The 26866-nt window shown below is 65.0% G+C and carries 23 protein-coding genes; 14 read left to right on the top strand and 9 right to left on the bottom strand.

Annotated features, from left to right (window positions below):
* Positions 1 to 191: 191 nt before the first annotated feature.
* Positions 192 to 2213, bottom strand: a complete 2022-nt coding sequence (locus IVB45_RS34405) for a YgiQ family radical SAM protein (RefSeq protein ID WP_247357686.1) — start codon at positions 2211 to 2213, stop codon at positions 192 to 194.
* A gap of 263 nt (positions 2214 to 2476) precedes the next feature.
* Here IVB45_RS34405 and IVB45_RS34400 point away from each other — a divergent pair, with 263 nt between their 5' ends.
* Positions 2477 to 2641 carry a hypothetical protein gene (locus IVB45_RS34400; protein ID WP_197031097.1) on the top strand — a complete coding sequence of 55 codons (165 nt, stop codon included), beginning with the start codon at positions 2477 to 2479 and terminating at the stop codon, positions 2639 to 2641.
* A gap of 6 nt (positions 2642 to 2647) precedes the next feature.
* Here IVB45_RS34400 and IVB45_RS34395 read toward each other — a convergent pair whose 3' ends face one another.
* Positions 2648 to 3313: a GntR family transcriptional regulator gene (locus IVB45_RS34395; RefSeq protein WP_247357687.1), complete on the bottom strand. Its 666-nt coding sequence runs from the start codon at positions 3311 to 3313 to the stop codon at positions 2648 to 2650.
* A gap of 8 nt (positions 3314 to 3321) precedes the next feature.
* Positions 3322 to 4734, bottom strand: coding sequence for an FAD-binding oxidoreductase (locus IVB45_RS34390; protein ID WP_247357688.1), 1413 nt, complete (start codon positions 4732 to 4734; stop codon positions 3322 to 3324).
* A gap of 118 nt (positions 4735 to 4852) precedes the next feature.
* Here IVB45_RS34390 and IVB45_RS34385 point away from each other — a divergent pair, with 118 nt between their 5' ends.
* The 3 genes from IVB45_RS34385 (at position 4853) to IVB45_RS34375 (ending at position 9510) form a co-directional block, all read left to right on the top strand.
* Positions 4853 to 5737, top strand: coding sequence for a dihydrodipicolinate synthase family protein (locus IVB45_RS34385; protein ID WP_247357689.1), 885 nt, complete (start codon positions 4853 to 4855; stop codon positions 5735 to 5737).
* Positions 5738 to 5943: 206 nt separating this feature from the next.
* The gene (locus tag IVB45_RS34380; protein WP_247357690.1) at positions 5944 to 8271 is read left to right on the top strand and encodes a TonB-dependent siderophore receptor; all 2328 of its coding nucleotides are present in this window, start codon (positions 5944 to 5946) and stop codon (positions 8269 to 8271) included.
* 63 nt (positions 8272 to 8334) lie between these two features.
* Positions 8335 to 9510: a PepSY-associated TM helix domain-containing protein gene (locus IVB45_RS34375; RefSeq protein WP_247357691.1), complete on the top strand. Its 1176-nt coding sequence runs from the start codon at positions 8335 to 8337 to the stop codon at positions 9508 to 9510.
* Positions 9511 to 9567: 57 nt separating this feature from the next.
* On the opposite strand, the gene IVB45_RS34370 is transcribed toward IVB45_RS34375, so the two are convergent.
* Positions 9568 to 10185 carry a hypothetical protein gene (locus tag IVB45_RS34370; RefSeq protein ID WP_247357692.1) on the bottom strand — a complete coding sequence of 206 codons (618 nt, stop codon included), beginning with the start codon at positions 10183 to 10185 and terminating at the stop codon, positions 9568 to 9570.
* A 233-nt stretch (positions 10186 to 10418) separates the two neighbouring features.
* On the opposite strand from IVB45_RS34370, the gene IVB45_RS34365 reads away from it, so the two are divergent.
* The 3 genes from IVB45_RS34365 (at position 10419) to IVB45_RS34355 (ending at position 14738) form a co-directional block, all read left to right on the top strand.
* Complete coding sequence (locus IVB45_RS34365; RefSeq protein WP_247357693.1) at positions 10419 to 11651, top strand: rhodanese-like domain-containing protein; 1233 nt, start codon at positions 10419 to 10421, stop codon at positions 11649 to 11651.
* Positions 11652 to 11749: 98 nt separating this feature from the next.
* Complete coding sequence (gene serA / locus IVB45_RS34360) at positions 11750 to 12994, top strand: phosphoglycerate dehydrogenase (protein ID WP_247357694.1); 1245 nt, start codon at positions 11750 to 11752, stop codon at positions 12992 to 12994.
* A gap of 82 nt (positions 12995 to 13076) precedes the next feature.
* Complete coding sequence (locus IVB45_RS34355) at positions 13077 to 14738, top strand: tannase/feruloyl esterase family alpha/beta hydrolase (RefSeq protein ID WP_247358114.1); 1662 nt, start codon at positions 13077 to 13079, stop codon at positions 14736 to 14738.
* 21 nt (positions 14739 to 14759) lie between these two features.
* On the opposite strand, the gene IVB45_RS34350 is transcribed toward IVB45_RS34355, so the two are convergent.
* Together IVB45_RS34350 and IVB45_RS34345 are read right to left on the bottom strand one after the other, a co-directional pair.
* Positions 14760 to 15692: an ATP-binding protein gene (locus IVB45_RS34350; protein ID WP_247357695.1), complete on the bottom strand. Its 933-nt coding sequence runs from the start codon at positions 15690 to 15692 to the stop codon at positions 14760 to 14762.
* Positions 15693 to 15823: 131 nt separating this feature from the next.
* A complete protein-coding gene (locus IVB45_RS34345; RefSeq protein WP_247358115.1) occupies positions 15824 to 16477 on the bottom strand; it encodes an ATP-dependent Clp protease adaptor ClpS in 654 nt (217 codons plus the stop codon).
* A gap of 208 nt (positions 16478 to 16685) precedes the next feature.
* Here IVB45_RS34345 and IVB45_RS34340 point away from each other — a divergent pair, with 208 nt between their 5' ends.
* The 4 genes from IVB45_RS34340 to IVB45_RS34325 all read left to right on the top strand — a co-directional run bounded on the left by IVB45_RS34340 (position 16686) and on the right by IVB45_RS34325 (position 21170).
* Complete coding sequence (locus tag IVB45_RS34340; protein WP_247357696.1) at positions 16686 to 17135, top strand: MarR family winged helix-turn-helix transcriptional regulator; 450 nt, start codon at positions 16686 to 16688, stop codon at positions 17133 to 17135.
* Complete coding sequence (locus tag IVB45_RS34335) at positions 17132 to 17902, top strand: enoyl-CoA hydratase (protein WP_027565760.1); 771 nt, start codon at positions 17132 to 17134, stop codon at positions 17900 to 17902. The genes IVB45_RS34340 and IVB45_RS34335 overlap by 4 nt, the downstream gene beginning before the upstream one ends.
* A gap of 120 nt (positions 17903 to 18022) precedes the next feature.
* Positions 18023 to 20104 carry a methyl-accepting chemotaxis protein gene (locus IVB45_RS34330; protein WP_247357697.1) on the top strand — a complete coding sequence of 694 codons (2082 nt, stop codon included), beginning with the start codon at positions 18023 to 18025 and terminating at the stop codon, positions 20102 to 20104.
* A 124-nt stretch (positions 20105 to 20228) separates the two neighbouring features.
* The gene (locus tag IVB45_RS34325; RefSeq protein ID WP_247357698.1) at positions 20229 to 21170 is read left to right on the top strand and encodes a dihydrodipicolinate synthase family protein; all 942 of its coding nucleotides are present in this window, start codon (positions 20229 to 20231) and stop codon (positions 21168 to 21170) included.
* A gap of 108 nt (positions 21171 to 21278) precedes the next feature.
* Here IVB45_RS34325 and IVB45_RS34320 read toward each other — a convergent pair whose 3' ends face one another.
* Genes IVB45_RS34320 through IVB45_RS34310 form a run of 3 tightly spaced genes read right to left on the bottom strand, consistent with a single transcriptional unit; the run spans position 21279 to position 23857 of the window.
* Entirely contained in the window at positions 21279 to 21977 is a 699-nt protein-coding gene (locus tag IVB45_RS34320) for a DUF1045 domain-containing protein (protein ID WP_247357699.1), read from the bottom strand.
* An 18-nt stretch (positions 21978 to 21995) separates the two neighbouring features.
* Positions 21996 to 23189, bottom strand: coding sequence for an alpha-D-ribose 1-methylphosphonate 5-triphosphate diphosphatase (locus IVB45_RS34315; RefSeq protein ID WP_247357700.1), 1194 nt, complete (start codon positions 23187 to 23189; stop codon positions 21996 to 21998).
* Complete coding sequence (locus tag IVB45_RS34310) at positions 23186 to 23857, bottom strand: chloramphenicol acetyltransferase (protein ID WP_247357701.1); 672 nt, start codon at positions 23855 to 23857, stop codon at positions 23186 to 23188. Before IVB45_RS34310 ends, IVB45_RS34315 begins: the two co-directional genes overlap by 4 nt.
* A 183-nt stretch (positions 23858 to 24040) precedes the next feature.
* Between IVB45_RS34310 and phnC the strand changes: the two genes are divergently transcribed.
* The 3 genes from phnC (at position 24041) to phnE (ending at position 26811) form a co-directional block, all read left to right on the top strand.
* Positions 24041 to 24850, top strand: coding sequence for a phosphonate ABC transporter ATP-binding protein (gene phnC, locus IVB45_RS34305; RefSeq protein WP_247285653.1), 810 nt, complete (start codon positions 24041 to 24043; stop codon positions 24848 to 24850).
* A gap of 63 nt (positions 24851 to 24913) precedes the next feature.
* A complete protein-coding gene (phnD, locus tag IVB45_RS34300; RefSeq protein WP_027565753.1) occupies positions 24914 to 25849 on the top strand; it encodes a phosphonate ABC transporter substrate-binding protein in 936 nt (311 codons plus the stop codon).
* 77 nt (positions 25850 to 25926) lie between these two features.
* A complete protein-coding gene (gene phnE, locus IVB45_RS34295; protein ID WP_247357702.1) occupies positions 25927 to 26811 on the top strand; it encodes a phosphonate ABC transporter, permease protein PhnE in 885 nt (294 codons plus the stop codon).
* The last annotated feature ends 55 nt before the right edge of the window (positions 26812 to 26866 follow it).

The following is a 26866-nucleotide window of genomic DNA, read 5'->3' as shown; positions in this document are numbered from 1 at the left end:
GACGAGTCAATATTTCGCCAAAACCTAATTTTCGTTTTTCGCTATCTTGCCCGGCGGATTCAACGGATTCGCAAAGCACCTAAGTCATTGATCCCGCTCATGCCGGCTACTGTGCATGGGGTTGTTTTCGAGGTTTTTGTTTTGAGAGCACGACAGTGCGAGGATGAACCGGACCTGGCCCGGCTCGCCCGCTACTTCATCACCCGCAGATTCTTGGTCGTGAACCGCTGGGTCTTGCCGTCTGGACGAACCGGTCGCCGCGTGCCGGCGGCCTTGCCGGTGCCGGGCGGCTGGTGCGCGGGGACCAGCTGGTCGGGGCGCGAGCCGATCAGGTCGGCGCGGCCCATCTCTTTCAGGGCTTCACGCAGCACCGGCCAATTGTCGGGGTCGTGGTAGCGCAGGAACGCCTTGTGCAAGCGGCGCTGGCGCAGCCCCTTGATGGCCTCGACCTTGTCGCTGCCGCCGCGCCGCACGCCGCGCAGCGGGTTGACGCCGGTGTGGTACATCGCCGTCGCGGTCGCCATCGGCGAGGGCAGGAAGGTCTGCACTTGATCCGCGCGGTAGCGGTTCTTCTTCAGCCAGAGCGCGAGGTTCATCATGTCCTCGTCGGTCGTGCCCGGATGCGCCGCGATGAAATACGGGATCAGATAATATTTCTTGCCGGCCTGTTCGGCCGCGGCATCGAACATGCGCTTGAACTGGTTGTAGGCGCCGATGCCGGGCTTCATCATCTTGTCGAGCGGCCCGCGCTCGGTATGCTCCGGCGCGATCTTCAGATAGCCGCCGACGTGATGGGTGACGAGCTCCTTGATGTATTCGGGGCTTTCGACCGCGAGGTCGTAGCGCACGCCGGAGGCCACCATTACCTTCTTGATGCCCTTGGTCTCGCGCACCTTCCGATAGAGCCGGATCAGATCGTCGTGCGAGGTGTTGAGGTTCGGGCAGATCTCGGGGAAGACGCAGGACGGCCGCCGGCACGCCGCCTCGACCTTCGGGTCCTTGCACGCCATCCGGTACATGTTGGCGGTGGGACCGCCGATGTCCGAGATGACGCCGGTGAAGCCGGGCGTCTTGTCGCGGATCTTCTCGATCTCGCGCAGGATCGAGCCCTCGGAGCGGTTCTGAATGATGCGGCCCTCGTGCTCGGTGATTGAGCAGAAGGTGCAGCCGCCGAAACAGCCGCGCATGATCGTCACCGAGAATTTGATCATGTCCCACGCCGGGATCTTCGCGTCACCGTAGGACGGATGCGGGGCGCGCGCGTAAGGAAGATCGTAGACCGCGTCCATCTCCTCGCTGGTCAGCGGGATCGGCGGCGGGTTGAGCCAGAGATCGCGATCGCCGTGACGCTGCACCAGCGGCCGCGCATTGCCGGGATTGCTCTCCCGGTGCAGCACGCGTGACGCGCGGGCATAGGCCTCCTTGTCCTGCTCGACTTGCTCCAGCGCCGGCAGACGGATCACGGTCAAGCCTTTGGTGCGCGAAGCGCCTTCGTCGGCGGAGTCGATATCGTCGGCGTGCAGCTCGGTGTAATCGTCGGGCACGCGGCGGAACAGCGCGACGCCCCTGATGTCGTCGAGCTCGCGCGGCGCCTGGCCGGCGGCAAGACGGTTGGCCACTTCGACGACGGCGCGCTCGGCATTGCCGTAGAGCAGCAGGTCCGCCTTGGCGTCGGCCAGCACCGAACGGCGCACCTTGTCGGACCAGTAATCGTAATGCGCGATCCGGCGCAGCGAGGCCTCGATGCCGCCGAGCACGACCGGGACACCCTTGAACGCCTCGCGGCAACGCTGCGCGTAGACCACGGTGCAGCGGTCCGGCCGCTTGCCGCCTTCGCCGCCCGCAGTATAGGCATCGTCATGGCGCAAGCGGCGGTCCGCGGTGTAGCGGTTCACCATCGAATCCATGTTGCCGCCGGTGACGCCGAAGAAGACTTTTGGCTTGCCCAATGCCTTGAACGGCTCGGCCGAATGCCAGTCCGGCTGCGAGATGATGCCGACGCGAAAACCCTGCGCCTCCAGCAGGCGGCCGATGATGGCCATGCCGAAGCTGGGATGGTCGACATAGGCATCGCCCGTCACCAGCACGATGTCGCAGGCGTCCCAGCCGAGCGCATCCATCTCGGCGCGGCTCATCGGGAGGAATGGCGCCGGCTCGTGCGGGCGTGCCTGCGCCATCAGGGGCTTTTCGGCGGCGATGATCTGGATGTCCATGGCGCCTACGCATAGGACTCCGAGACGGCGAATACAACCGACAGGCGCGTGAAAGATGCGGTTCCTGGCCGGCAGCCCGGGCGTGCGAACCCGTTAACCGTTCGCGAGCGCCGCCATCAGGTGTGCACCTTCTCGGGTCATGCGCAGGAACCAACTGCCCTCGCGAACATTCTGATGCAGGGTTTGCGCCGGCCCGGCTGGCGCGCGCTCGCGCCCGGGGTTTAGTATCGCCTCGATGTTCGCCTCTGGCGGATGGGGGAGCCGTGAGTACAGTCATAGAGAACTTGCTGCTTCGAAAGCAGAAGCTGGTTGAGCAGCTCGAGAAGGCGCCCACGGTCGAGGACCGCGACAAAATCGAACACCAGCTCGAACAGATCAACACCGCGCTGGATTTTCTGGACAGGCCCGGCACGAAAAATGCGCGGTAGCAGCGCTCAATCCACCTGCAGCGCTTTTGCGTAGACCACGCCCGAATTGGTGACGTGCGTGGTCATCAGCGTCGCGAAGGCGGCGAACTCGCCGCGGGCGAACAGATCGAGCAGCTTGCGATGCTCGTCGAAGGACGTGCGTGTGCGCACGTCGATCGGCGAAGTCAAATTGGTGCGCAGTGCTGCGACGCGGCTGGATGCGAGCTGATAGGATTCGGCGAGATAGCGGTTGCCGCAATGGGCGAACAGCGCCTCGTGAAAGGCGGCATCGGCGCGCCCGTAGGCGATATTGTCCCTGGCCGCAATCGCCGGCTCCATCGCCGCGATCGCCTCGCTCATCGTCGCGATCGCACCGGCGCGATCATGATGGAAGGCGAGCTCGGCGGCCTTGGGCTCCAGCGCGATTCGGAACGTGCAGAGCGCTGTGATGTCTTCGGCGCTTGGCGTAAAGACAAAACTGCCGACCTGCGGGCGGATCACCACGAGGCCCTGCGCCTGCAACTGACCCATCGCCTCGCGCACCGGGGTGCGGCTGACGCCGAAGGAGTTTGCCACCATCTCCTCCGAGATGGCTGCACCCAGCGCGAACTCGCCGTCGATGATGGCCTGGCGCAGCCGCTGCACGACCCGTTGCGACAGCGATTTCGGTGCATCGAGCTTCAGCGGTCGCATCGGCTCTCTCAGATCACCTTGCCTGGGTTGAGCAGATGATCGGGATCGAGCGCGGCCTTCAGCGTCCGCATCAGCGCGATCTCGACCTCACTGCGGGCATGACCCAGCCACTTCTTCTTCAGCGTGCCGATGCCGTGCTCGGCGGAGACGCTGCCGCCCATCTCACGCACGAGACCGTAGATGATCGCGTCCATCGCTTCCTTCGGCTGCTGCTCGACGGCAAGGCCAGTCACCCAGGAGACGAGATGCAGATTGCCGTCGCCGATATGGCCGTAATAGACGCTCTCGCATCCCTCGATGCCCTTTGCGAGCGCCGCCTTGCAGCGCGTGACGAACTCGTCCATCCGCGCCACGGCAAGGCCGATGTCGTAGGAGATGTGCGGCCCCAGCACCTGGCCGAACTCGGCACAGATGTCGCGCACGCGCCAGAAGCTTTGCGTCTGCGTCAGCGATTGCGCCACGGCAGCGTCGGCGAGCAACCCGCGCTCCATCAGCTCTTCGAGCCAGCTTTGGAAGCGCGGCGCGTCGAGGCTCTCGTCGGTGCCCTGCGCTTCGACCAGCACGTAGAGGCCGTGGCCTGCCGCGACCGGCGGCTTGACGCCGGCGCGATTCGTGATCACGTCCCAATAGTCCGGCCACATCACCTCGAATGCCGACAGCAGCGGGCCGAGCCCGCTTCGCGCGGCGCCGAGCAGCGCGATCACCGCGGCATAGTCCTCGAGCGCGCAGAGCGCGGCCATGGTCGAGCGCGGTTTTGGAAACAGCCGCAGCACCACGCGGGTGATGATGCCGAGCGTGCCCTCCGAGCCGATGAAGAGATGCTTCAGATCATAGCCGGCATTGTTCTTCATCAGCTTGTTGAGACTGGTGATGATGGTGCCGTCGGGCAGCACGACTTCGAGCCCGAGCACCAACTCGCGCGTCATGCCGTAGCGGATCACGCGGTTGCCGCCGGCATTGGTCGAGAGGTTGCCGCCGATCGCGCAGGAGCCGCGCGAGCCGAGATCGAGCGGAAAGAAGAACCCGGCTTCGTCAGCCGCCATCTGGATCGTCTGAAGCGGCGTACCTGCTTTCACCGTCATCGTCATCGAGGCGTGATCGATCTCCTCGATGCCGCTCATGCGCTCCAGCGAGATCGCGACCCAGCCTGCTTCAGGAGATGCGCCGCGGCACAGCCCGGTCAATCCGCCCTGCGGCACGAACGGCAGATGTGCCTGCCGGCAAGTCGCGATCGCATCCGCCACGCCTTGGGCGTCGACCGGGCGGATCACCGCCAGCGGCGTTTGCGGCAGGCTCGCGCTCCAGTCGTTGCAATTGCGCGCGGGCACGTCGGTGCCGACAAGCACAGCAGCCGCGCCGAGCCTGTCGCGCAGGGCGCCGAACAGTTGGTCGGGCCGCTCGATGGGGGTCACCATGTTCATGCGAGACCTCCTCGGAATCTGGCTGCGTGTTATGTCCGCCATGACGGCGGAAAGGGTTTGCGTGTTTGTTGTATGTAAGGTACAAGGCAGAAAGTAAAGCAAAAACAAGGCTGGTGTGATGACCGAGGCAATTCGCGGGTTCTGGGTGGCGTCGGCGACGCCGCTGGCGACGGACGGCAGCGTGGACTCCGCAAAGCTCGCCGCCCACGCCAAGCAACTCTTCGCCAAGGGCGTCGACGGTGTCGTGCTGTTCGGCACCACCGGCGAGGGCACCTCGTTCAATGTCGCCGAACGGGTCGCGACCATCGAAGCCGTGCTCAAGGCCGGCGTCGCGCCGGACCGCATTGGAATCGGCGGGGGCTTCCCCGCGATCAGCGACAGCATCGCTCTGACGCGCGCCGTGCTCGGTCTCGGCCTGCGTCACGTGCTGTATCTGCCGCCTTACTTCGACCGCAGCGTCACCCCTGAGGGTATCGAGGATGCGTTTGCGGCGATCCTCGACCGCGTCGCCGACGATCGCCTGCGCGCCTACCTCTATCATATCCCGCAGATCTCGGGTGTCGCGATCCCGACCGGCGTCGCCGCGAATTTGCGCAAGCGCTACGGCAAGGTCGTTGCGGGCCTGAAAGACTCCAGCGGCGACTTCAAGCAGTTCCAGGCGTTCCGTGCCGCCGCTCCCGAGCTCGCCATCACCGTCGGCAACGAAGTTGACATCGCCCGCGCGATCGCCGCCGGCGGTGCCGGCACCATCTGCGGCATGGCCAACATCGCGCCGGAGCTGGTCAAGGCGATGATCGACGGCAAGGATGTCGAAGCACGCATGCAGGCTGCCGTGGACATCGTGGTGAAATCACCATCCTTCCTCACGACGTTGAAAGCCATCCTCGCGGCACAGACGGGCGATGCGAGCTGGCTGCGCGTGCGGCCGCCGCTCCGGGCGTTGTCCGACGGCACCGCGCTCAAGCGGAAGCTCGACGAGCTGACGGCTCCCGCTATCGCGTGAGAACGCGCAAAACCGTGACAAGTTGCCGCGAATTCGCGCGCTGCGTGTCGCGACCGCTGCGCAATCAATCGAGGATTGCCGAATACCGCGACTAGAGCCTAGAACCATTCAACACTAGAGCGATTCAAGTCCGCTTGCGGTTCTCTTCACGCACAGCGGCTGTTAGACGCGCCAGCTTCTGCGTCTGACCTGGAAGTGAATCGAAAGTGCGTGTCTATCTGGACGGCCAGCGCGTCAGCGGCCGCCGAACGCCTGCCGGCGACAGCCGCGCGGCTCTTCTCATCGGAGCGGCCGTGCTGCTCGCCGAATTTTTCTCCAGCTCGGCGACCGCGCAGGCCCAATCCGCACTGCCGCCGGTGACGGTGGAAGCGCCGGCGCCGCGGCCGAAAACGGCGCGCGCATCGGAAACATCTCAACGCCGGACGCAAGCGGCCGCACGTCAGCGCAGCCGCAATGCGACCACCCCCGCGGCTCCGACGCCATCGGAACGCGCCGCGGCTGATGCCGCCGCGCAACAAGCCGCAAAGCTCGGCTACCGCGCGATGCCGAGCGCGACGACGCTGCGCAGCGGGGCCTCTCCGCTCGACACCTCGCAATCCGTTAACGTCGTGCCCGCGCAGGTGTTGAAGGACCAACTGCCACGCAATATCGACGACGCGCTGGTCAACATCAGCGGGATCACCCAGACCAACACGCTCGCCGGCACCCAGGATGCCGTGATCCGCCGTGGCTTCGGCGACAACCGCGACGGCTCGATCATGCGCAACGGCATGCCGCTGGTGCAGGGGCGCAGCCTGAACGCCGCGGTCGAAAGCGTTGAGGTGCTGAAGGGGCCGGCTTCGCTGCTCTACGGCATCATGGATCCCGGCGGCATCGTCAACACCATCAGCAAGCGTCCGGAGCTCTACCAGCACGGTTCGGTCACGCTGCTCGGCTCGACATTCGCGAACAATCGCAACGGCGCCGACGGCACGCTCGACATCACCGGTCCGATCGGCGACCAAGGCCTTGCCTATCGGTTCGTCGGTTACGGCGTCAGCGAGGACTATTGGCGCAATTTCGGCCGCCACAGGGAAATGCTGGTGAACCCGTCGCTGGCCTGGTACGGCGACACCACGACGGTCCAGCTCACCTATGAGCACCGCGAATTCATCTACCCATTCGACCGCGGCACTGCCTTCGTCAAGGGCGCTCCGCTGGCGATCCCGAAGACGCGCCGGCTCGACGAGCCCTTCAACAACATGTGGGGCATCTCCGACCTGGTGCAGGCCTCGGTCGAGCAGAAGCTCGACGACAATTGGAAGGTCACCGCAGCCTACAGCTACAACACCGAGACGTTCAGTGCCAACCAACTTCGCATCACCGGCGTCAACGCGACGACTGGCGTCGAGACCCGCAGCAACGACGGCACGCGTAACTCGCTGAGCAACGCCAGCTACGGCACCTCCTATTTGCAGGGTGACGTCTGGGTCGGCGGCTTCCGAAACGAGATCTTGTTCGGAGGCGAGGCGCTCTATCGCACGATCGACCGCCACGATTTGATTCGGCAGGCGACGGCGAGCTTCAATTTCTACAACCCGATCTACGGGCTGGTCGTGCCGGGCACGACCGTTTCGCCAGTGGACAGCGAGCAGACGGACAAGCTCGGCACCCGCGGTTTCTTCGCCCAGGACACCTTCCATCTGACCAACTGGCTGTCCGTGGTCGGAGGCGTGCGCTGGATGGAATACGAGCAGTTCGCGGGAAAAGGCCGGCCCAACTTCATCACAAACACCAATTTGGCGGGTGACAAGGTGCTGCCGCTAGGCGGCGTCATCTTCAAGCTGAACGATCAGCTCTCCTATTACGTGAGCTATACGCAGTCGCTGAAGCCGACATCGGTCATCGCGGCGTTCACCACCGGCTTTGTCGTCGACTCCACCATCGCGCCTGAAGAAGGAACGCAATGGGAGACCGGTCTGAAGTTCGATGTCAACAAGCGGCTGTCGGGCACCCTGGCCGTCTACGACATCCAGAAGAAGAATGTGCTGGTGCTGGATGACATCGGCGGAGGCAAGTCGGCGGCGCGTGCCTCCGGCGCGGCCAGGTCGCGCGGCGTCGAATTGGACGTGACCGGCAAACTAGCCGATCAATGGAGCCTGATCGGAAGTTATGGGTATACCGATGCCCGGCTGATCAATGATCCCGCTGTCGGTAACGCCAAGCTCCTGAACGCCGCCATGAACACGGCTTCGCTCTATCTCGTCTACGATTTCGGCGATGCGCTGCCCGGACGTCTGCGGCTTGGCGGTGGCGCGCACTACGTCGGTGACCGACCGGGCGACGCCGCCAACACGTTCTTCATGCCGGCCTATACCGTCGCGGACATCTTTGCGACCTACGACACCAAAGTCGACAATCTGCCGGTGACCTATCAGTTCAACGTCAAGAACCTGTTCGACAAGGTCTATTATACGTCCACCACCGGGAACGCCTTAAACGTCGCGATCGGCGACGCGCGCCGGGTATCTCTGTCGACGACGGTGAAGTTCTAGCGATGACAGTGTGGCGCGAGGAAGCCGATTTCCCGGTCGTGCAGATCAGAAGGACCGGCGCCGATGCGTGAGTGCTGGCGCGCGATCAAGGCCGCCCTCCACCAGGTCCATTCCATCGCCGGCCTCGTGCTCGCGCTGCTGCTTGCTGTGATCGCGTTGAGCGGCGCGATCATGAGTTTTGAGGATGAGATCGTCGATCATCTCAACGCCGGCATCATGCAGGTCGCGCCGCGCCAGTCACCGGCGCTGATGCCGGACGAACTGGTTGCGCGCCTGTCTGCGGCGCAGGATGTCGGCAAGGTCTCCGCCGTGACGCTAGCAAGTGATCCGTCCGCCGCGGTGCATGTGCGCTTCGCCCGCGACGAACGAGGCGCGCGGCCGTCCTCGCTCTATGTCGATCCCTATGACGCGCGCGTGTTGGGCGCACCTCGCGGCGAAGCGTTTTTCGCGACCGTGCGCAAGCTGCATCGCTGGCTGTTGATTCCCGGCGACGCCAAGGGCTGGGGGCGTCAGATCACGGGCGTGGCCGCGCTCGGCTTGATCGTGATGCTCATCTCGGGCCTCGTGCTGCGCTGGCCGCGGCGTGCAGGCAGCGCGAAGATGTGGCTGAAGCCCAATCTCGGCCTCAGCGGACGCGGCCTCCATCGCTCGCTGCACGCGGTGATCGGCACTTGGGTCCTGCCGGTCTATCTGGTGATGACGCTGACCGGGCTGTGGTACTCGTTCGACTGGTACAAGGACGGTGCCGTCTGGTTGCTGTCGCGCCCGCAGGCCGCCTCGGCGAAGATGCAGCCGAAGATGCCTGCAGGCGCCAGCGAGACGGCACAGCCGATCGGCTTTGATCGCGCGTGGGGCGCCTTCCTGCACGAAGAGGGCAGCCGCTTCTCCAAGGCGTTGCTGACGTTGCCCGCCGGTCCGGGCACGGTGATCCGGATCCGCTCCTGGGGGAAAGACTCGACCCTCGACACCACCCGCGACGAATTCCGCGTCGATGCCGTTACCGGCCAATTCGTTTCTGCGGAACGCTACGCCGACAAGGTGTTCGGTGAGAAGATCATTGCGAATGTGCTCGACATCCACCGCGGTGCGATTCTGGGTTGGCCCGGCAAACTTGCGTTTATGATCGCGGCCGCGCTGATGCCGCTGTTCGTGGTCACCGGCATTTTGCTTTATCTGTCGCGCCGCAAGCTGCGGCGGCCGGCCCAGTCACCGCTCGGGCAGCTCGTGCCGGGCGAGTGAACGGGCGGACTGCTTCGACAGGGCTTGGTGTTGCCCGGGTGAGCCGCCGTCGTCGTATCACTTCGCCTGCATGCGCCGTTCGTCGAGGACGATGTCGTTGTTGATGGCGTAGACGAAGCAGCCGCCATCCCGGCCGTTCCGCGCGGGATCGCTGTTACATTTCGCAAGCGCGGAGGTCTGGGCGTCTTTAAGGCTGGGGTCCCCTGCCGAGATGAACAGCTTACCCCAGGGATGGATCGCGATCGCCTTGGGCTCCATGGCCTTGTCGTAGTTCTGCACGTCAGGGCGCTGTCGCGTGATCCGCCGGATGATTGGAATCTGCGACAAGTCGTACTTGCCTGCATAATGCAGCCGCGGCATGTCTCTCGACGCGAGCTCGCCTTCAGCGACGATTTCCTCGTTGACCGCCAGCAGGGCGCATGGCTTGCCGTAGCGAAGCTGACAGGATTCCAGTGCACGGTCTCCCGTCGCCGAAGCGTCGTCCTGTTCGCAGGTCCGAAGGTAGCTCGCATTGACGAGCTCCACGGCCTGTCCCTTGTTGGGTTTGCAGGCGAGATAGTCCTTGATCAGCGTGTCGCGAAGCGTTGGGTGTACGGCCGGCGTCGCTGCGGCCATGATCGAGGCCATTGCCCGCTCGAATTGCGATTTGCGTTCGGCATAGGTGAGCGCGGCCATGGCGACGCCCGGAAGCGCCAGAAACACCACCAGGAATTTAGCACTTTCATATTGCGCCCCCCAGACGATTCGGAACTTTAGCCCTCAAGCGCGGCATACGAAACGATTTTCAGCCGGGGACCACGGTGGGCGCGCCCGCCGGTCGGAGCCATACCCCCCGGATCGGGCTGGCCAACCGGCCGGCAATCATTCAAGAACCAGTCCCGTTCAAGTCCCCCAAGGTTGCCTGTCTCATGAAGCCTTCGACCGTCACTTCCGCCGATATCCGCCGGGCACTGCTGCTCCGCGAGGAGATCGCTCTGCTCGATCTCAGGCACGAGGCTGGTTTCGCGACGGGACATCCGCTGTTTGCTGCCAACATGGCCGCGGACCGGATCGGGATCGAAGCCGAGGTGCGGCTGCCGCGCAAGGACGTGGCGATCGTGCTCTATGATGACGGCGAGGGCCTCGTCACTGCCGGCGCCGAGCGGTTGGCCGCGCTCGGCTATACCAATGTCCGCGCGCTCGATGGCAGGCTGAAGGCCTGGCGCGACGCCGGCTATCAAATCTTCGAGGACGTCAACTCCTACTCAAAAGCCTTTGGCGAGCTGGTCGAATCGCGCCGGAACACCCCGTCGTTCAGTGCCGACGAGGTGGCAAAACTCATCGCGGACAAGGCCAACATCGCGATCCTCGACGTGCGCCGCTTCGACGAGTATGCCACCATGAACATCCCGGGCTCGGTCAGCGTGCCCGGCGCGGAGCTGGTGCTGCGGGCAGGGCAGGCGGCACCCGATGTCGACACCACCATCATCGTGAATTGCGCCGGCCGCACCCGCTCGATCATCGGCACCCAATCGCTGATCAATGCCGGCGTGCCGAACAAGGTCCGGGCGCTGCGCAACGGAACCATCGGCTGGACGCTGGCGCGGCATACGCTCGACCACGGTGCCGACCGGCGTGGCGCGATCGGGCCGTTCGAGGGCGGCCCGGCCAATGCGCGCGACGTCGCCTATCGCGCCGGTGTGCGCCACATCGGTGCGAGCGAGATGGCTGGGCTTGTCGCGCAGACCGATCGCACGCTCTATCGCTTCGACGTGCGTGACGCCGAGGAATATGCCGCCGGCCATCTCCCGGGGTTTCGTCACTATCCCGGCGGACAGCTGGTCCAGGAAACCGATATGGCCGCACCGGTGCGCGGCGCGCGCATCGCGCTGACCGACGACAAGGGCGTCCGCGCCGACATGACGGCGTCCTGGCTCGCGCAGATGGGCTGGGAGGTCTATGTGCGGGAAGGTGGCTATGACGGCGCGCTCGAAATCGGTCCGCCGCACGTCCTGCCCAAGCCCGACCCCGCCTACCGTTACCGCCGCCCCTATGAAGGCACCGGTGTCGACGAGCGTGCGATGCAGGACTATCTCGACTGGGAGTATGGCCTGGTCGAACAATTGCGTCTGGACGGCACGCACGGGTTTTACGTGATCTGACGAGCGCCCGCCATCTTCTCCCCGTATCCGAACCCTATTGTGCTGCGCATCCCCCGCGGTCTATGAGCTGCGGCGAAGCTGTGACCCACGGAGATTTCATGTCAGTCCCAGGCCAAAGCCCTGAGCGGAGCGCGAAGGCGCTGCTGCTTGAAGGCGTCAACGACAGCGCCGTGGACCTGTTCAGAACGGCGGGTTTCACCAATGTCGAGCGCCTGACCAAGGCGCTGGACGGCGAGGATTTGCGGCGGGCGCTCAAAGGCGTGTCATTGCTCGGCATCCGCTCGCGCACCCAGATCACCGATCAGGTGCTGGAAGCGGCCGACCAGCTTCTCGCCGTCGGCTGCTTCAGCGTCGGCACCAACCAGGTCGATCTGCTGGCGGCGCGCAAGCGCGGCATTCCGGTGTTCAACGCGCCGTTCTCCAACACGCGCAGCGTCGCCGAGCTCGTGATCGGTGAGATCGTGATGCTGCTGCGGCGCATCTTCCCGCGCTCGGTGTCGGCCCATGAGGGCGGCTGGGACAAGTCGGCGACCGGCAGCCGCGAGGTACGCGGCCGTACCCTCGGCATCATCGGCTACGGCAATATCGGCTCGCAGCTCTCGACCCTGGCGGAGGCGATCGGCATGCGCGTGATCTATTTCGACCGCACCGACAAGCTCCGCCACGGCAACACCGAGCCGGTCGAGAAGCTGGAGGAGCTGCTGGCGCAGAGCGACGTCGTCAGCCTGCATGTGCCGGAAACGCCGGAGACCGCCGGGATGATCGGCGAGAAGGAGCTGCGGGCGATGAAGCCCGGCTCCCTCCTGATCAACAACAGCCGCGGCACCGTCGTCGATCTCGATGCGCTGGCGGGAGCTCTGCGCGACGGTCACCTCGCGGGCGCCGCCATCGACGTGTTTCCGGTCGAGCCGTCCTCGAACTCCGATCGCTTCAAGAGCCCGGTGCAGGGCCTCGGCAATGTCATCCTCACCCCGCATATCGGCGGTTCGACCGAGGAGGCGCAGGAGCGCATCGGCGGCGAGGTAGCGCGCAAGCTGGTCGACTTCTTCATCACCGGCTCGACCACGGGGGCGGTGAATTTTCCGGAGGTGCAGTTGCATCTGCGCCCCTCCGGCGCGCGCTTCAGCCACGTCCATCGCAACGTGCCCGGCATGCTGCGCCGGCTCAACGAAGTGTTCCTGCAGCGCGACATCAATATCGCCGCGCAATATCTGGAGACCTCCGGCGACCTCGGTTACGTCGTGCTCGACGCCGACCTCGGCGGCCAGGATTCAGGCGCGCTGCTGCAGCAGATCCGCAGCCTCGAGGGCACTGTCGGCGCGCGGCTGGTGTTTGAGCACTAGCGTCATTGACGGCCGGTCGGAAGGCGCCTTGAATACGGCCTGCTGGCGGAACGAACGAGAACAGAAAGTGCAGGGGGAAACGATGGCGCAAGGGCGTGCGAAGCTGTGTGTATTGCTCGTGGGCGCAGTGACTGCACTGGGCGCGAACTCCGCTGCAGCGGTGACGCTGGCCGAGGATGCGGACGCCGTCTGCAAGGGCCTGGTCGGCGGCACTGACGCCGTGAAGATCGATTCGGCGACGTTGCTGGCGCCGTCGCAACTGGCCGTCGCCGAACGCGGCCCGACGCCGTCGGGGCGCGTCACGCCCGCCAATCCCGGCTTCTGCAAGGTGCTCGGCCATATCGATCCCACCGATCCCAAGGCGCCGCCGATCAGATTTCAGGTCAATCTTCCCGTCGAATGGAACGGCCGCTCGCTGCAATATGGCGGGGGCGGATTCAACGGCGTGCTGATCACGGGCCTGACGCTGCCGCCGGCCTATCCCTTCGACAAGCCGTCGCCGCTCGCGCGCGGCTTCGTCACCTACGGGACCGATTCCGGTCATGAGTCCAAGCCGGGCGAGCCGCCGCAACTGTTCGCGCTCAACGACGAAGCCTTCGAGAATTTCGCCCATCGCGCCTACAAGAAGGTACGAGATGCCGCCGTCGCGCTGATGCAGCGCGCCTACGGCAAGAGGCCTGAGAAAATGTACTTCATGGGGTCGTCCGAAGGCGGCCGCGAAGGCCTCACCATGGCACAGCGCTATCCCGATGATTTCGACGGCATCTTTGCCCGCGTGCCCGTCATCAACTGGGTCGGCCTGCAGCATGCCGGCACCCGCTCGGGTCTCGTGACCATGGGCGATGGCTGGATCAATCCGGCGCAGGTGAAGCTCGTCGGCGACGCCGTGCGCGCGGCTTGCGACAAGGCCGACGGCTCCGACGACGCGCTGGTGCAAGATCCCGTGTCCTGCAAGGCGGCGTTCAAGGCGGAGACGCTGCGTTGCGCGAGCGGCAAGACGGGCGATCAATGCCTCACCGACGCGCAGATCAAGGCGATCGACACCCTGCATGCGACCTACAAATTCCCGTTTCCCCTCGCCAATGGTCTCGATGATTATCCGGGCTGGGGCGTGTCGGGCGAGGATACGCCGGCGGTTGGGCCGACCGGCGGCTGGGTCGCATGGTGGCTCGGCACGGCGTCTCCTGCGCAGCCGCCTGCGCCCAATAACGGCATCGCCTGGATCTACGGTGCCGGCGGCATCCAATATGTGTTCGCGCGCGATCCCAAGCTCGACGTGACGACCTATAAGCCCGAAGAGCACAAGGGGCGGCTGCTCGAGGTCTCCAGCCTGATGGATTCCACCGATCCCGACCTCAGCCGCTTCCGCGCTCGCGGCGGCCGGCTGATCATGCTCGAACACATGGCGGACTACGCGCAGAGCCCCTATGCCGGCATCCGCTATTTCGAGAGCGTCGAACGCAAGCTCGGCAAGGCCGAGACGGCCGAATTCGCGCGGCTCTACACCGCGCCCGGGGTCGACCATGTCGGCTCCGGCGCGCCGGCCAATGTCGACATGCTGAGCGCGCTGGTCGACTGGGTCGAAAAGGGCAAGGCGCCCGGCGATTTGGAAGTCGCCGAGCAGAAGGTCGAAGCGCCGTCCTTTGCGACGCTTCGCGCGCTGCCGCTGTGCCGCTGGCCGGCCTGGCCGCACTACAAGAGCGGTCCGGTGACGGAGGCAGCGAGCTTCACCTGCGCGCCGTAGCCGGCGCGCCACTTCGGAGCGTCACCCGGCGGCCATTGCCTGCGCGCCGCCGAGCAGCTGCGCGTTGAGCCGGCCGCCGGAGAACAGCATGTCGTCAAGGGCTTCGTCGATATCGGCGGAGATCACGGTGTTGCCGCCGTCCCGTGCGATGCTTCCTTGCGCCAGCCGCCGCATCAGCTCCTTGATGAAGGCGCAACTGGTGCCCTCGCTGCGTCGGGCAGCCTCCGCGATCACCGCCCCCTCGAGCGGCAGTCCCCTGCCGTAGAGCCGGACCAGCTTGCCGCGGCCGGTCTCGTCGGGCAGCGGCACTTCGATAGCTTGATCGATGCGGCCGGGGCGACCCGCGAGAGCTCCCTCGATGTCCTCCGGCCGGTTGGTGGTCAGAACGAACAGGATGTCGGCGTCTTCCTTCAGCCCGTCCATCTCGTTGAGCAGCTTGTTCAGCATGGATTCCGCACACGGCCCCATGTCATCGCGGTCGCGGGCGATGAGATCGACATCCTCGATCACCACCATCGACGGCTGGAGCAGGCGTGCCAGGCTCATATAGGCGCCGAGCAGACCGATCTGCTCGGCCGTGATGATCAACGTCGTATGCCCGGGCAAATGCGTTGCGAGATAGCGGATCGTGTGGGTCTTGCCGGTGCCCAGCGGCCCGTACAGCAAGATGCCTTTGCGTGTCGATTGACCCAGCCGGCGCAATTGGTCTCGGGTGTTGACGAAGGTCAGAACGTTGCGATCGAGCAGCCGCAGGGTCTGCTCCGGCAGAATCACCTCGTCGCGCGCGACCTGCGGCAAGCGATGCACCGTGATGCCGCGCGAGCGACCGCGATAGTCGGAGTCGGCATCGAGCGACAGGATCTTGCCGCGATAGGTCCGCGCAGCCTGTACGGCTTCCTCCAATTCATTGAAGCATTGCTGGACGAGAGCCGCGCCTGCGGAACCTGAAGGCACCAGGATCTCGATCCGAATGCCGGGCTCGCGACTGTATTCGCGGTGTGCGCAGAGCAAAACCGCATAGCGGAGATGATCCTGCTCACACAGCCATAGTCCGTTATCCAGACACTTGACCGGGCTCTTCTCGCCTACATCGACGTCGGAATATTGCAGCGGGCAATCGCGATCGCATAGCGGCCCTCCTTGAGCAGTCGTGGGATCGACAGCGTTTCGTAGCGCTGCTCCTCGTTCAGTCCCACCAGCCGGATGGCCTTGCCGAAGAGCCGGTCGACCGCGGCTTGAAGATCGACCCGCATGTGGCCGGGAAATTGGCGGATCGTGGTCACGAGTTTGCTGCGCGCGGTGCTGGCAAGGTGCCAATCGAGAACGTCGCAAGCAAAGTCGAAATCTTCCTCTTGTTCGTTCGAGGGTTCATCCGCCGCACGCATGCAGTCGCTGCACAGCCAGACCGTTCGGTCGCCGATACGAACGTCGGTCTGTCCCTCAGGCTTGCCACAGAGTTCGCAAGGAGTCTTGACCGCCTCTAGCGTGACCTGCAGTTGGTGGCCGGCCAATTCGATGGATTGTTGCGCAGATTTGAAAAGGGCTTCGGCAACCGATTGCGGGTAAGGCCCGCAAACCGCTTTTTCCTTCTGCTCGATCTGGGTGATGAGCGCGGTCGCTTCACGGTCTGATCTGCCGAAAACCTGCCGAAGCAGATCCATCACGAATTGGTCCGGCGTATCATCGTCATTATGAATTACGAGCTGGGTCGGCTGGTTCTCGCCACGCATACTGTTCATCACGAAAGGTCTTCGATACAATCTATGATTGAATAGAACGAATAGGGAACAAAAAGAAGCGATCGTCAAGCTGGGCGGCGGCGACTAATTGCGATTGGTGGGTGAGGTTCTGGTGCGCCGGTGCGGCGCTGTTGCTCGACGATGCCGTGGCACATCGATCCAGCTGCCGTCCTTTGACATTCCGGGCCGCTTCGATTATATATTTCGCATGCGAAATAAAGAAGTCGGCGGGGGGCATCATCGGCTGATCTACCTGCTGAGCGTCGCGCAGCGGCGCTTGCAGCGCTGGATGGCGGGGCAGCCTTCGAGCGAGGTCACGCCGGCGCAGGCAGGACTCCTGTTCATCCTCGGCAAGCAGGACGGCGTCCTGATGGGCGAGGCCGCCGCGGCGCTCGACATGGGGCCGGCCGGCATCTCGGGGCTGGTCGACCGTACGGCGGCGGCTAAACTGGTCGAGCGGCGCGCGGATCACGAGGATGGTCGCGCCTGGCGCGTCTGGCTGACGCCGAAGGGGCGAACGGCGCTGGCGCAGGCGAAGGCCAGCGCAGCAAAGGTCAATGCGGCATTGACGGAAGGATTTACCGGCGCGGAGATCGACGTCGTCGCGCGCTGGCTGACGCGCATTCAGGATAAATTCCCAAGAGGAGCGAACGAATGACTGACCAAGTCCGGATCGAGAACAACGGCGGAATTCTCACGCTCACGCTGGCGCGCCCCGACAAGAAGAACGCGCTGACGGATGCGATGTACGGCATACTTGCCGACGCCATCGAATCCGCCGAGTCGGATGCGTCGGCCCGCGTGATCCTGATCCGCGGCGAAGGCGACATGTTCACTGCCGGCAACGACGTCGGCGAATTCGCCGCGGTCGCAGCGGGCAAGTCGGAAGGAAGCCGCAACGTCGTGCGCTTCATCCAGTCGCTGGCGCGCTGCACCCGGCCCTTGGTTGCGGCGGTGCAGGGCCGCGCCGTCGGCGTCGGCACCACGATGCTGCTGCATTGCGATCTCGTCGTGCTTGCCGACAACGCGCAATTGTCGACGCCCTTCGTCAGCCTTGCGCTTGTGCCGGAAGCCGCCTCCAGCCTGCTGATGCCGGCGCGCATCGGCTACGCGCGGGCCTACGAGATGTTCGCGCTGGGCGAGACCGTGCCGGCCAAATCCGCTCTGGAATGGGGGCTCGCCAACCGCGTGGTGCCGCTCGACAAGCTCGATGCCGAAGCGCTCGCGCTGGCGCAGCGTCTTGCCCGTCAGCCGGCCGGCGCGCTCACCGCCACCAAGAAGCTGATGCGCAATGGCGAGGCGCTGGTCGCGCAGATGAATGCCGAAGGCGAGCAGTTCGGACTGCGCCTGCGTACCGCCGAGGCGCGCGAGGCCTTCACGGCATTTGCGGAGCGCCGCCCGCCGGATTTCACGAAAGTTGCGTGAAGTCCGGGCTGCAGGAAGGCTTGTCGGGCCGGGAAACTCACGACAATTCGATTAAAACCTTAACGGAACATTGGCATGTCGCGGGCAAGGTGGCGCTCGAAAGAATAGGCCCCCGACACCATGGCAATGTTTAAGAAATCGGTAAGTTCGCTCCTCCTGACCTTGATGGCCCTGCTGGCCGCGGGTGCGCTGGCCTCCACGGCGATCCAGATGGTCGGGGCGTTCGGCCGCTATAGCGACAGCCTCGAGACCGCGCGGCTTGCCGCGGCCGACAAGGCGATCTTCCATGGCGTGCTGGCGCTGCGCAACAATCGTGGCGATGCCCAGAGCGCGATTCTCGGCGAGGATGATCCGCGAGCAAAACTAGAGGCGGCGGAGAAGGCCGAGCAGGGCGGCTATGACGCGATCGGAGCCGCGCTTGCCACCGTCGACTTCGCCCGCCGCGACGAACTCGCCGGCACATTGAAGCAGGGCTGGAGCGCCGCGGCGCCGCAATTCCAGCTGTTCTACGACGAGGCCAAGCGTCCGCGTGCCGAGCGCAAGATCGAGCGCACCAACTCCTGGTATGACGCCGTCACGAAGGTGATCGACACGGCCAACCTCGCCTCCACCGCGGTGTCGAACCGTGCCTGGATGGACGACCCCTTCATCGCACGCATGATCCAGGTCCGGCGCTTCGCCTGGCAGGTGCGCGATCGCTATGGAATCCATTGCTCGTCGCTGCGCTCCAACGTCAACGGCAGCAAGCCGCTCGACGACGTTCAGAAGCGGTCAGTGGCGCAATGGGATGGCACGATCACCTCCGGCTGGGCGGGCATGGCCGAGTTGCTGGCTGCGCCGGGCGTAGCGGCGGAGCTGGTGACGGCAGCGACGGACGCGAAGGCCAAGACCGACGGTGCCCTCAAGCAGATCGGCGACCTCACCAAGAATTTCGACGGCAGCGGCAAGCCCGCGATGCCCGCCGCGGAATGGAATACGCTGTGTCAGTCACCCTTCGCGTCCATCGTCGCGGTGGCGAACAAGGCGCTCGACCAGTCGATCGTCCGGGCGGAGACGGTGCAGGCTAGGGCGCTCACCAATCTCGTCGTGCAGTCGCTCGCGTTCCTGCTCGCGCTCGCCGTGACCCTGGCCGGCGTGTACGTGATCCGCAACCGCCTCATGCGCCCGGTGCGTGCCATCCTGGATGCTATCGCCAAGATCAGCGCCCGCGACTACGCGACGCCCGTCCCGCAATCCAGGTATCCCGACGAGTTCGGCACCATGGCCGCCGCGCTCGAAAGCTTGCGCGAGAGCGCGGCGACCGCGGAACGCCTGGGCCGGGAACGCGAATCGCAGCAGGCGCTGCAGCTCGCCCGCTCCGGTACCGTCGATGCGGCTTGCCGCAGTTTCGACGACACCGTGCAAGCCGTCATTCACAGCGTTGCGGCGTCGACGAAGGAGCTCGATGCCACCGCGACCGACGTGCGCTCGCTGGTGTCAGAATCGAGCAGCCAGACCGCGGCGGTCTCGTCCTCCGCCGAACAGGCCACCAACAATCTCGAGACCATCGCGGCCGCAACCGAAGAACTCTCCGCGTCCGTCGGCGAGATCTCCGCGCAGGTGCAGGCCAGCGCACGCGAGGCCCGTGAAGCCGTGTCGCAGGCAGCGCAGACCAATGCGACGGTCGAGATCCTCGATCAGACCGCTGGCCGCATCGGCGAGGTCGTGAAGATGATCAATGCCATTGCAGGACAGACCAATCTGCTGGCGTTGAACGCCACCATCGAAGCTGCGCGCGCGGGCGAGGCCGGCCGCGGCTTCGCCGTGGTCGCCGGCGAGGTCAAGAGCCTCGCCTCGCAGACGGCGACGGCGACGGAAGAGATCTCCCGCCAGGTCGCGGAGATCCAGGGCGCGACGGGCCAGGCGGTCACTGCCATCCGCGCGATCGGCGGCGCGATCAGCGGCATCGACGAGAAGATGACGGCGATCGCGGCAGCGGTCGAACAGCAGCGCGCTGCCACCACCGAGATCTCCCGCAACTTCCAGCAGGCCGCGCAGGGAACCCGCGAGGTCACCGACACCATCGGCAGCGTCGCCAGGCTCAACCAGGAAACGGGCAATGCCGGTTCGGTGCTGTCGGTGTCCGTGTCGAAAATGTCCGCCGACGCCGATCGTCTCCGCGTGGCGGTCGAGGGCTTTTTGGGCGCGGTGAGGACCGCATAACTTCGACAATCTTCCCTCCCTACGTCGCGCGATCGGCATTGCCGCAGATGCGCGCGGCGGGTACATCTGTGACGCTGCGCGAGCGCCGCGGCAGATGTAAGAGATATCAGGGATGGAGAGTTCGATGCCGGTCACGCCCCAACACAAGGCCCAGCGCCCCTATCGCGGCGTGTTCCCGGTTGCACCCACCATCTTCGACGAGCGCGGCGAGCTCGACCTCGAGGGACAGCGCCGCTGCATCGATTTCATGATCGACGCAGGCTCGAATGGTCTGTGCATTCTCGCCAATTTTTCCGAGCAGTTCGTGCTCACCGATGCGGAGCGCGAGACCGTGATGCATGCGGTGCTGGAGCACGTCGCGGGCCGCGTTCCCGTGATCGTCACGACCACGCATTTCAGCTCGGCCGTCTGCGCCGCGCGCAGCCAGCAGGCCGAGGCGGCCGGTGCCGCCATGGTCATGGTCATGCCGCCCTATCACGGCGCCACCTTCCGCGTGCCCGAGAAAGGCGTCGTCGAATTCTTCAAGGTGCTGTCGGGCGCGATCAAAATTCCGATCATGATCCAGGATGCGCCTGTCGCCGGCACGCCGCTGTCGGTAGAGCTGCTCGCGCGGCTGGCGCGTGATTTCTCCAACATCCGCTATTTCAAGATCGAGGTTCCAGGCGCTGCGTCAAAGCTACGCAGCCTGATCGGGGCGGGCGGCAGCGATATCGAGGGGCCCTGGGATGGCGAGGAGGCGATCACGCTGCTCGCCGATCTCGACGCCGGCGCCACCGGCGCGATGACCGGCGGCGGCTATCCCGACGGCATCCGCCAGATCGTCGATCCCTATTTCGCCGGCAAGCGTGAAGAGGCCAAAGCCGCCTACGAACGTTGGCTGCCGCTGATCAACTACGAGAACCGCCAATGCGGCCTGATCGCCTGCAAGGCGATGATGCAGGCCGGCGGCGTGATCAAGTCGGACACGGTGCGGCATCCGCTGCAGCCGTTGCACCCGGCGACGCGGGCCGGGCTGCTGGAGCTCGCGAAGGAGCGCGATGCGCTGGCGTTGCGGTGGGGGAAGTAACTCACTCATCGTCGTTGCGAGCAGCGAAGCGACGAAGCAATCCAGGCTATTTCCGCGGACGCAGTCTGGATTGCTTCGCTGCGCTCGCAATGACGGAGCTTGAGGGAGCTATCTCGCCAGCACCCACTCGCCCACAATGCGGAACCTTGCCCCCGCATCATCCTGCTTGAACAGCGCAATGCGATCGATCGCCAGCGCATCAAGCCCGAGCGCCGCGAACCGCGCGCGCAGCATCTCCAGAATCGGGCCGCGGCGCTCCACGTCCAGCCGCCCCGTCAACGTCATGTGGAAGCGGAATTCCTCCATCACGTAGGGGTAGCCCCAGCGGTCGAGATAGTCGCGCTGCCGCTCGCTGAGCTTCTCGGGCTTGCGCCGCGCGCGATCTTCCGCCGTCAGGGCGGTGCGAAAGCCATCGAACGCGCGGACGCAATCGGCGGCGAACTCTTGGAGCGCATCGACCGGCTCGGCCGGAATGACCGCGATGAAGCCGCTGATGGCATCGACAATCGGGCGGATCACCGGGATCGACCGCGCCTCGCCAGCGAAGGCCACGCAGGCCGCCAAAAGCTCCGCCTCCGTCCTGCCCGGCGCGAGCGCCATCGGCGCTTTCAGTGTGCCATGAAAACCGTATTTGCGAGGATCGGCGGTGATGTCGCGCCAGTCCGGCGCGAGACGCGCTGCCTCGGCGGGAAAGGGCAGCTCGTTGCCGGTATAGACATCGTAACCGAGCAGCTCCGCGCCGAAGCGGGAGAGGGCGCTGTCGCTGCCTGCGGCAAAATAGATCGCGTAGCGGGAGGGGGCGGTCATCGTCCGAGCATAGCGGGTTTATGCCGCGACGACAGCTTCGCGCGGGGTAGCTGCCATGCCAAGCAACCGCGTCGCGTCGGTGAGATGCACGAGCTTGCCGCCCGATATCACGGCGATCAGCCGCGGCCGCAGCGGCACGCTGTCATCGACCAGCACAATATCCGCGCGCCGGCCTTCCGCGAGCACGCCGCGATCGGCAAGGCCGGTCGCGCGCGCCGGCGCGGCGGAGACCAGGTTCCAGGCCTCGGTCAGCGGCAGCACGCCATCGGCGGCGAGGCGGAACGCAGCGAGCAGCTGCGCGGGATAGTAATAGTCCGAGGCCAGCACCGAGCAGAGCCCCTTGGCGATCATGTCGGATGCTTTGGTCCAGCCCGTGTGGCTGCCGCCGCGCACGACGTTCGGTGCGCCGTAGACGATGTCGTCGCCGTGGCTTGCCGCCGCCCGCGCCGTCTCCTCGTTGATCGGAAATTCCGCGATCGCCACGCCCATGGCGCGAAAGCCCTCGCGCATCGCCGGCGTTGCGTCGTCGTGCGAGAGCATCCGCATCCCGGCGGCGCGGGCCGCGGCGGCCAGCCGTGACACCGAAGCAGGGACCTCGCTGGCGTACGAAAGCACGTGTCGGACCAGCCGGTCGAAATCCTCGCCCGACAGGCCGGTGCGCTCCACCATGCGATTGCGCTTGCGCGGCTTGGCCATGTCCCCAACCGTGCCGTCCATGTGGTCGTTGAAGGCGAACAGGTCGACGCGCCCATCGCTGAGCCACTGGCTGATCTCCGTTTCGGCGTCGAGATTGTAGGTCTCGTGGCGCAGGTGAAAGCGGGTATCGGCCGCGAATTGCGGGCGCTGCCGTTCGATCGCCTCCATCAGGCCGCGCGCATTGTCGGCGCTGCGCAGGCCCGGCTCCCACGAACAGGTCGTGGCGTGAAACACCGTGGTGATACCGTTGCTGATAGCTTGGCGGTCGCTATCGGCGAGCGCCACGTCGATCGGAAAATCGACCCCGGCGCGCGGCATCATCTGCCGCTCGAAGGCATCGCCATGCAGATCGACGATGCCAGGCAGGACCAGCAGGTCGCGCGCGTCGATAGCCAGCCGCGCCCGGCCGCGAGAGGCATCGATCTCTGCGATGTCCGTTCCGGACAGGGCAAGAGAAGTTTCGACGAGCTCGGAGCGGATCAGGGTTCGGCCGCCCTCAAGGAAAATGTCTGTCACGCGACCGCGCTTGGTTTGCTGCCAACAGAATTGTTGAGAGAACTTCCTCGTGCTTCATATGTCGAGAGAAAATCTTCAATCCCGAGTTTGCGGAAATCGAGCAATGCTGCACGCAATTTGTCGTGATCCCAATCCCACCAGGCGAGGGTGGCGAGCCGTCCGGCAACCTCTTCCGAGAACCGCCGGCGAACGATGCGCGCCGGATTGCCGGCGACGATGGTGTAGGCCGGAACGTCCTTGGTGACGATGGCGCCGGCCGCGATCACCGCGCCGGTGCCGATGTTGCGGCCCGGCAGCACGATCGCGCCATGGCCGATCCAGACGTCATGCCCGATATGGACGTGATGCTGGCGCCGCCAGTCGAAGAATTCCGTGTCGTCGCTCTCGCCTTCGAAATAGGCGCTCGAACGATAGGTGAAGTGCGCCTGCGTGGCGCGGTGCATCGGGTGATTGCCCGGATTGATCCGTGTCATCGCCGCGATCGAGCAGAACTTTCCGATGGTGGTGTAGGTGATCTGGGCGTCGTTCACGACATAGGAGTAATCGCCCATCGTCACCTCGTGTAGCATCGTGCGCGCGCCGACCTCGGTATAGGCGCCAAGCCTGGCGTCGTGCAGCTTCGCCGAGGGATCGATGGTCGGCTGGACCGAAAGAGCTTTGGCGGCCATGTTGCATCCGAACGAGAGGGCGGGCGTTTCTCTTCGAGCGGCTTGATGACAATGTCATGACGACGCGATGACAGGGGATGAACAGGGGATGATGTGTGTAGGATCGCCGCACCGCAACGTCCGTGTCACACAAGTGTCAAGCGCCGGCGTTAGCGGTGGGTCCCAGCTACTCTGGAGCCCTGCATGCTGGTGGTTGAAGGTCTAACGTGTCGCTTCGGCGTGAAAGCCGCGGTGGACGACGCCTCGTTTCAAGTCTCTCCCGGCGGCTTCGTCGGCGTGATCGGACGGTCCGGCGCCGGCAAGTCGACCCTGCTGCGGACCATCAACCGTCTCGCGGCCCCTTCGCAGGGCCGCATCCTGTTCGACGGCCTCGACGTCACGGCGCTGCGCGGCAAGGAGCTGCGGCAGTGGCGGGCGCGCTCAGCGATGATCTTTCAGCAGTTCAATCTGGTCGGCCGGCTCGATGTTCTCACCAACGTCCTGATGGGACGGCTTGCGACGATGCCGGCCTGGCGCTCGCTGTCGCAGACCTGGCCCGAGCAGGACAAGGCGCTGGCGATGTCCGCGCTTGAGCAGTTCGACATCGCCCCGCTAGCAGCCCAGCGCGCCGACCAACTCTCCGGCGGCCAGCAGCAGCGCGTCGCGATCGCCCGCGCGCTGGTGCAGCAGCCCGACATCATCCTCGCCGACGAGCCGATCGCTTCGCTCGATCCGCGCAACACCAAGATCGTCATGGATGCGCTTTTGCGCATCAACAAGCATTTTGGCATCACCGTGCTCTGCAATCTGCATTCGCTCGACCTGGCGCGCAGCTATTGCGACCGCCTGATCGGCATGGCGCAGGGACGCGTGGTGTTCGACGGCGCACCGGCTGAGTTGACCGAGCACGTTGCGCGCGAGCTCTACGATCTCGAAGCCGCCGATGTCATGGGCGGCACGCTCGCACCGGTGCGACAGGGCATTCCGGTGCTTGGAACGGCGGCCGCCGCCTGAGCGGCGCCGCATCAGGACCCACCAGTTTTGCGTCAACCGACCTCAACCAATGAAGAGGCTATCATGATCACTCGCAGATTGATTCTTGCCGGCGCCGCCGCGCTCGCGTTCACGACCTCGGCTTCCGCCGAGGACTGGAAAGCTAGATATCCCGAACTGACCTTCGCGGTCATTCCGGCGGAAAACGCCTCGGGCGTCACCGAGCGCTGGGCGCCGTTTATGAACTATCTCTCCAAGGAATTGGGCGTGAAAGTCACGCTGCGAATCGCCAACGACTACGCGGCCGTCATCGAAGGTCAGCGTGCCGGCAACATTCATATCGCAAGCTATGGCTCAGCGTCGTTTGCCCGCGCCCGCCTGACCGGCGTCAAGACCGACGCCTTCGCGAACGACATCAACTCCGACGGCTCTACCGGCTACTACTCGGTGTTCTTCGTCAAGGCGAGCAGCCCCTACAAGAGCATCGACCAGCTCAAGGGCAAGAACCTCGGCCTGGTCGACCCGAACTCAACCTCCGGCAACAACGTGCCGCGTTTCGAGCTCGACAAAATGGGCATCGCGGACGCCGACACCTATTTCAGCAAGGTCGTCTTTACCGGCAGCCACGAGAACGCGATCCTGGCGCTGGCGCAGGGCACGGTCGACGTCGCGGCCAACCAGTGGACCAGCGACGACGATTCGACGCTGGCGCAGATGCTGACCAAGGGCATGCTGAAGAATGCCGATGGCTCGGCGATGAAGAAGGATGATTTCCGCATCATCCACAAGTCGGCGCCGATCATCAACGGCCCGTATGCCTACAATTCCGATCTGCCGGAAGAGGCCAAGGCCGCGATCGCGAAGGCGTTCTTCGACGCGCCGGCCAAGGACAAGGCTGCCTTCGACCGCCTCCAGGACGGCCAGAAGAAGGGTTTTCATCCCGCGACCACCAAGGATTGGGATGGCACGATCGAGCTGATCAAGTTCGTCGATGCGCTGCGTAAGAAGAAGGCGTCCTGAGTTTCGGGACGATGCCACTGGAGCCGGGTCGATGGACCCGGCTCTTTCTCTTTGATTGACCATTTTTCCTGGCCAAGATGACCGTCGCGGTTTCGATCCTCCCGGAGCAGCAGCTCGCCGTGCTCAACGCCGCCTATCGCCAGGCGGTCGCGCGCAGGCGAGGGCGCCTCCTGTTCGGAGCCGTGGTGTTCGCCGCTGCGCTGCTTCTGGCGGCGATCGGCGCGGAAGTGAATCTGCGGACGCTGTTCGCCCATTACAGCAACTTCATCAGCTATTTCGACCGCATCCTCACACTCGACAGCGGGCAGCGGGTCTGGACCGATGTCGGCGAGTGGCTCTGGGGCTGGCGCAAATGGCTGAGGATGCTGGGCGAGACCCTGCTGATCTCCTATGTCGGCACGTTGATCGGCGCGACTTTTGCCTTCTGCCTGAACTTCTTCGCGGCTGAAAACACCTCGCCCGCGCCCTGGCTGCGGTTCGCGGTGCGGCGCCTGCTTGAATTCGCCCGCACGGTGCCCGGCATCGTGTTTGCGCTGATCTTCGTGATCGCCTTCGGGCTCGGACCGATGGCGGGCGTACTGGCCGTTGCGATTCACTCCACCGGCGCGCTCGGAAAGCTGTTCTCCGAGATCGTCGAGAACGCCGACATGAAGCCGGTCGAAGGCGTCCGCTCGACCGGCGCGAGCTGGCTCTCCTGCATGCGCTTCGCCATCCTGCCGCAGGTCACGGCGGGCTATGCCAGCTACGCGCTGCTGCGTTTCGAGATCAACGTCCGCGAGGCCTCCGTGATGGGATTCGTCGGCGCCGGCGGCATCGGCCAGGAGCTGGTCGTCGCCATCCGCAAGTTCTATTACTCCGACGTCAGCGCCATCCTGCTCACCATCATCGTCACGGTCTTCATTATCGACATCAGCACCGGCTGGCTGCGCGGCCGCCTGTTCGGCAGGGAGACGCGGACGTGACGGGGCCGCAGGAGATCGACATCGCCGCGCTTCGCGCGCGCTACTCCGATGTGTT

Source organism: Bradyrhizobium sp. 4 (genome assembly GCF_023100905.1).
In the GTDB taxonomy this organism is placed as follows: Bacteria; Pseudomonadota; Alphaproteobacteria; order Rhizobiales; family Xanthobacteraceae; genus Bradyrhizobium.
Note: the sequence above shows the minus strand (reverse complement) of the source record. Positions and strands in the feature narration are given on the sequence as shown.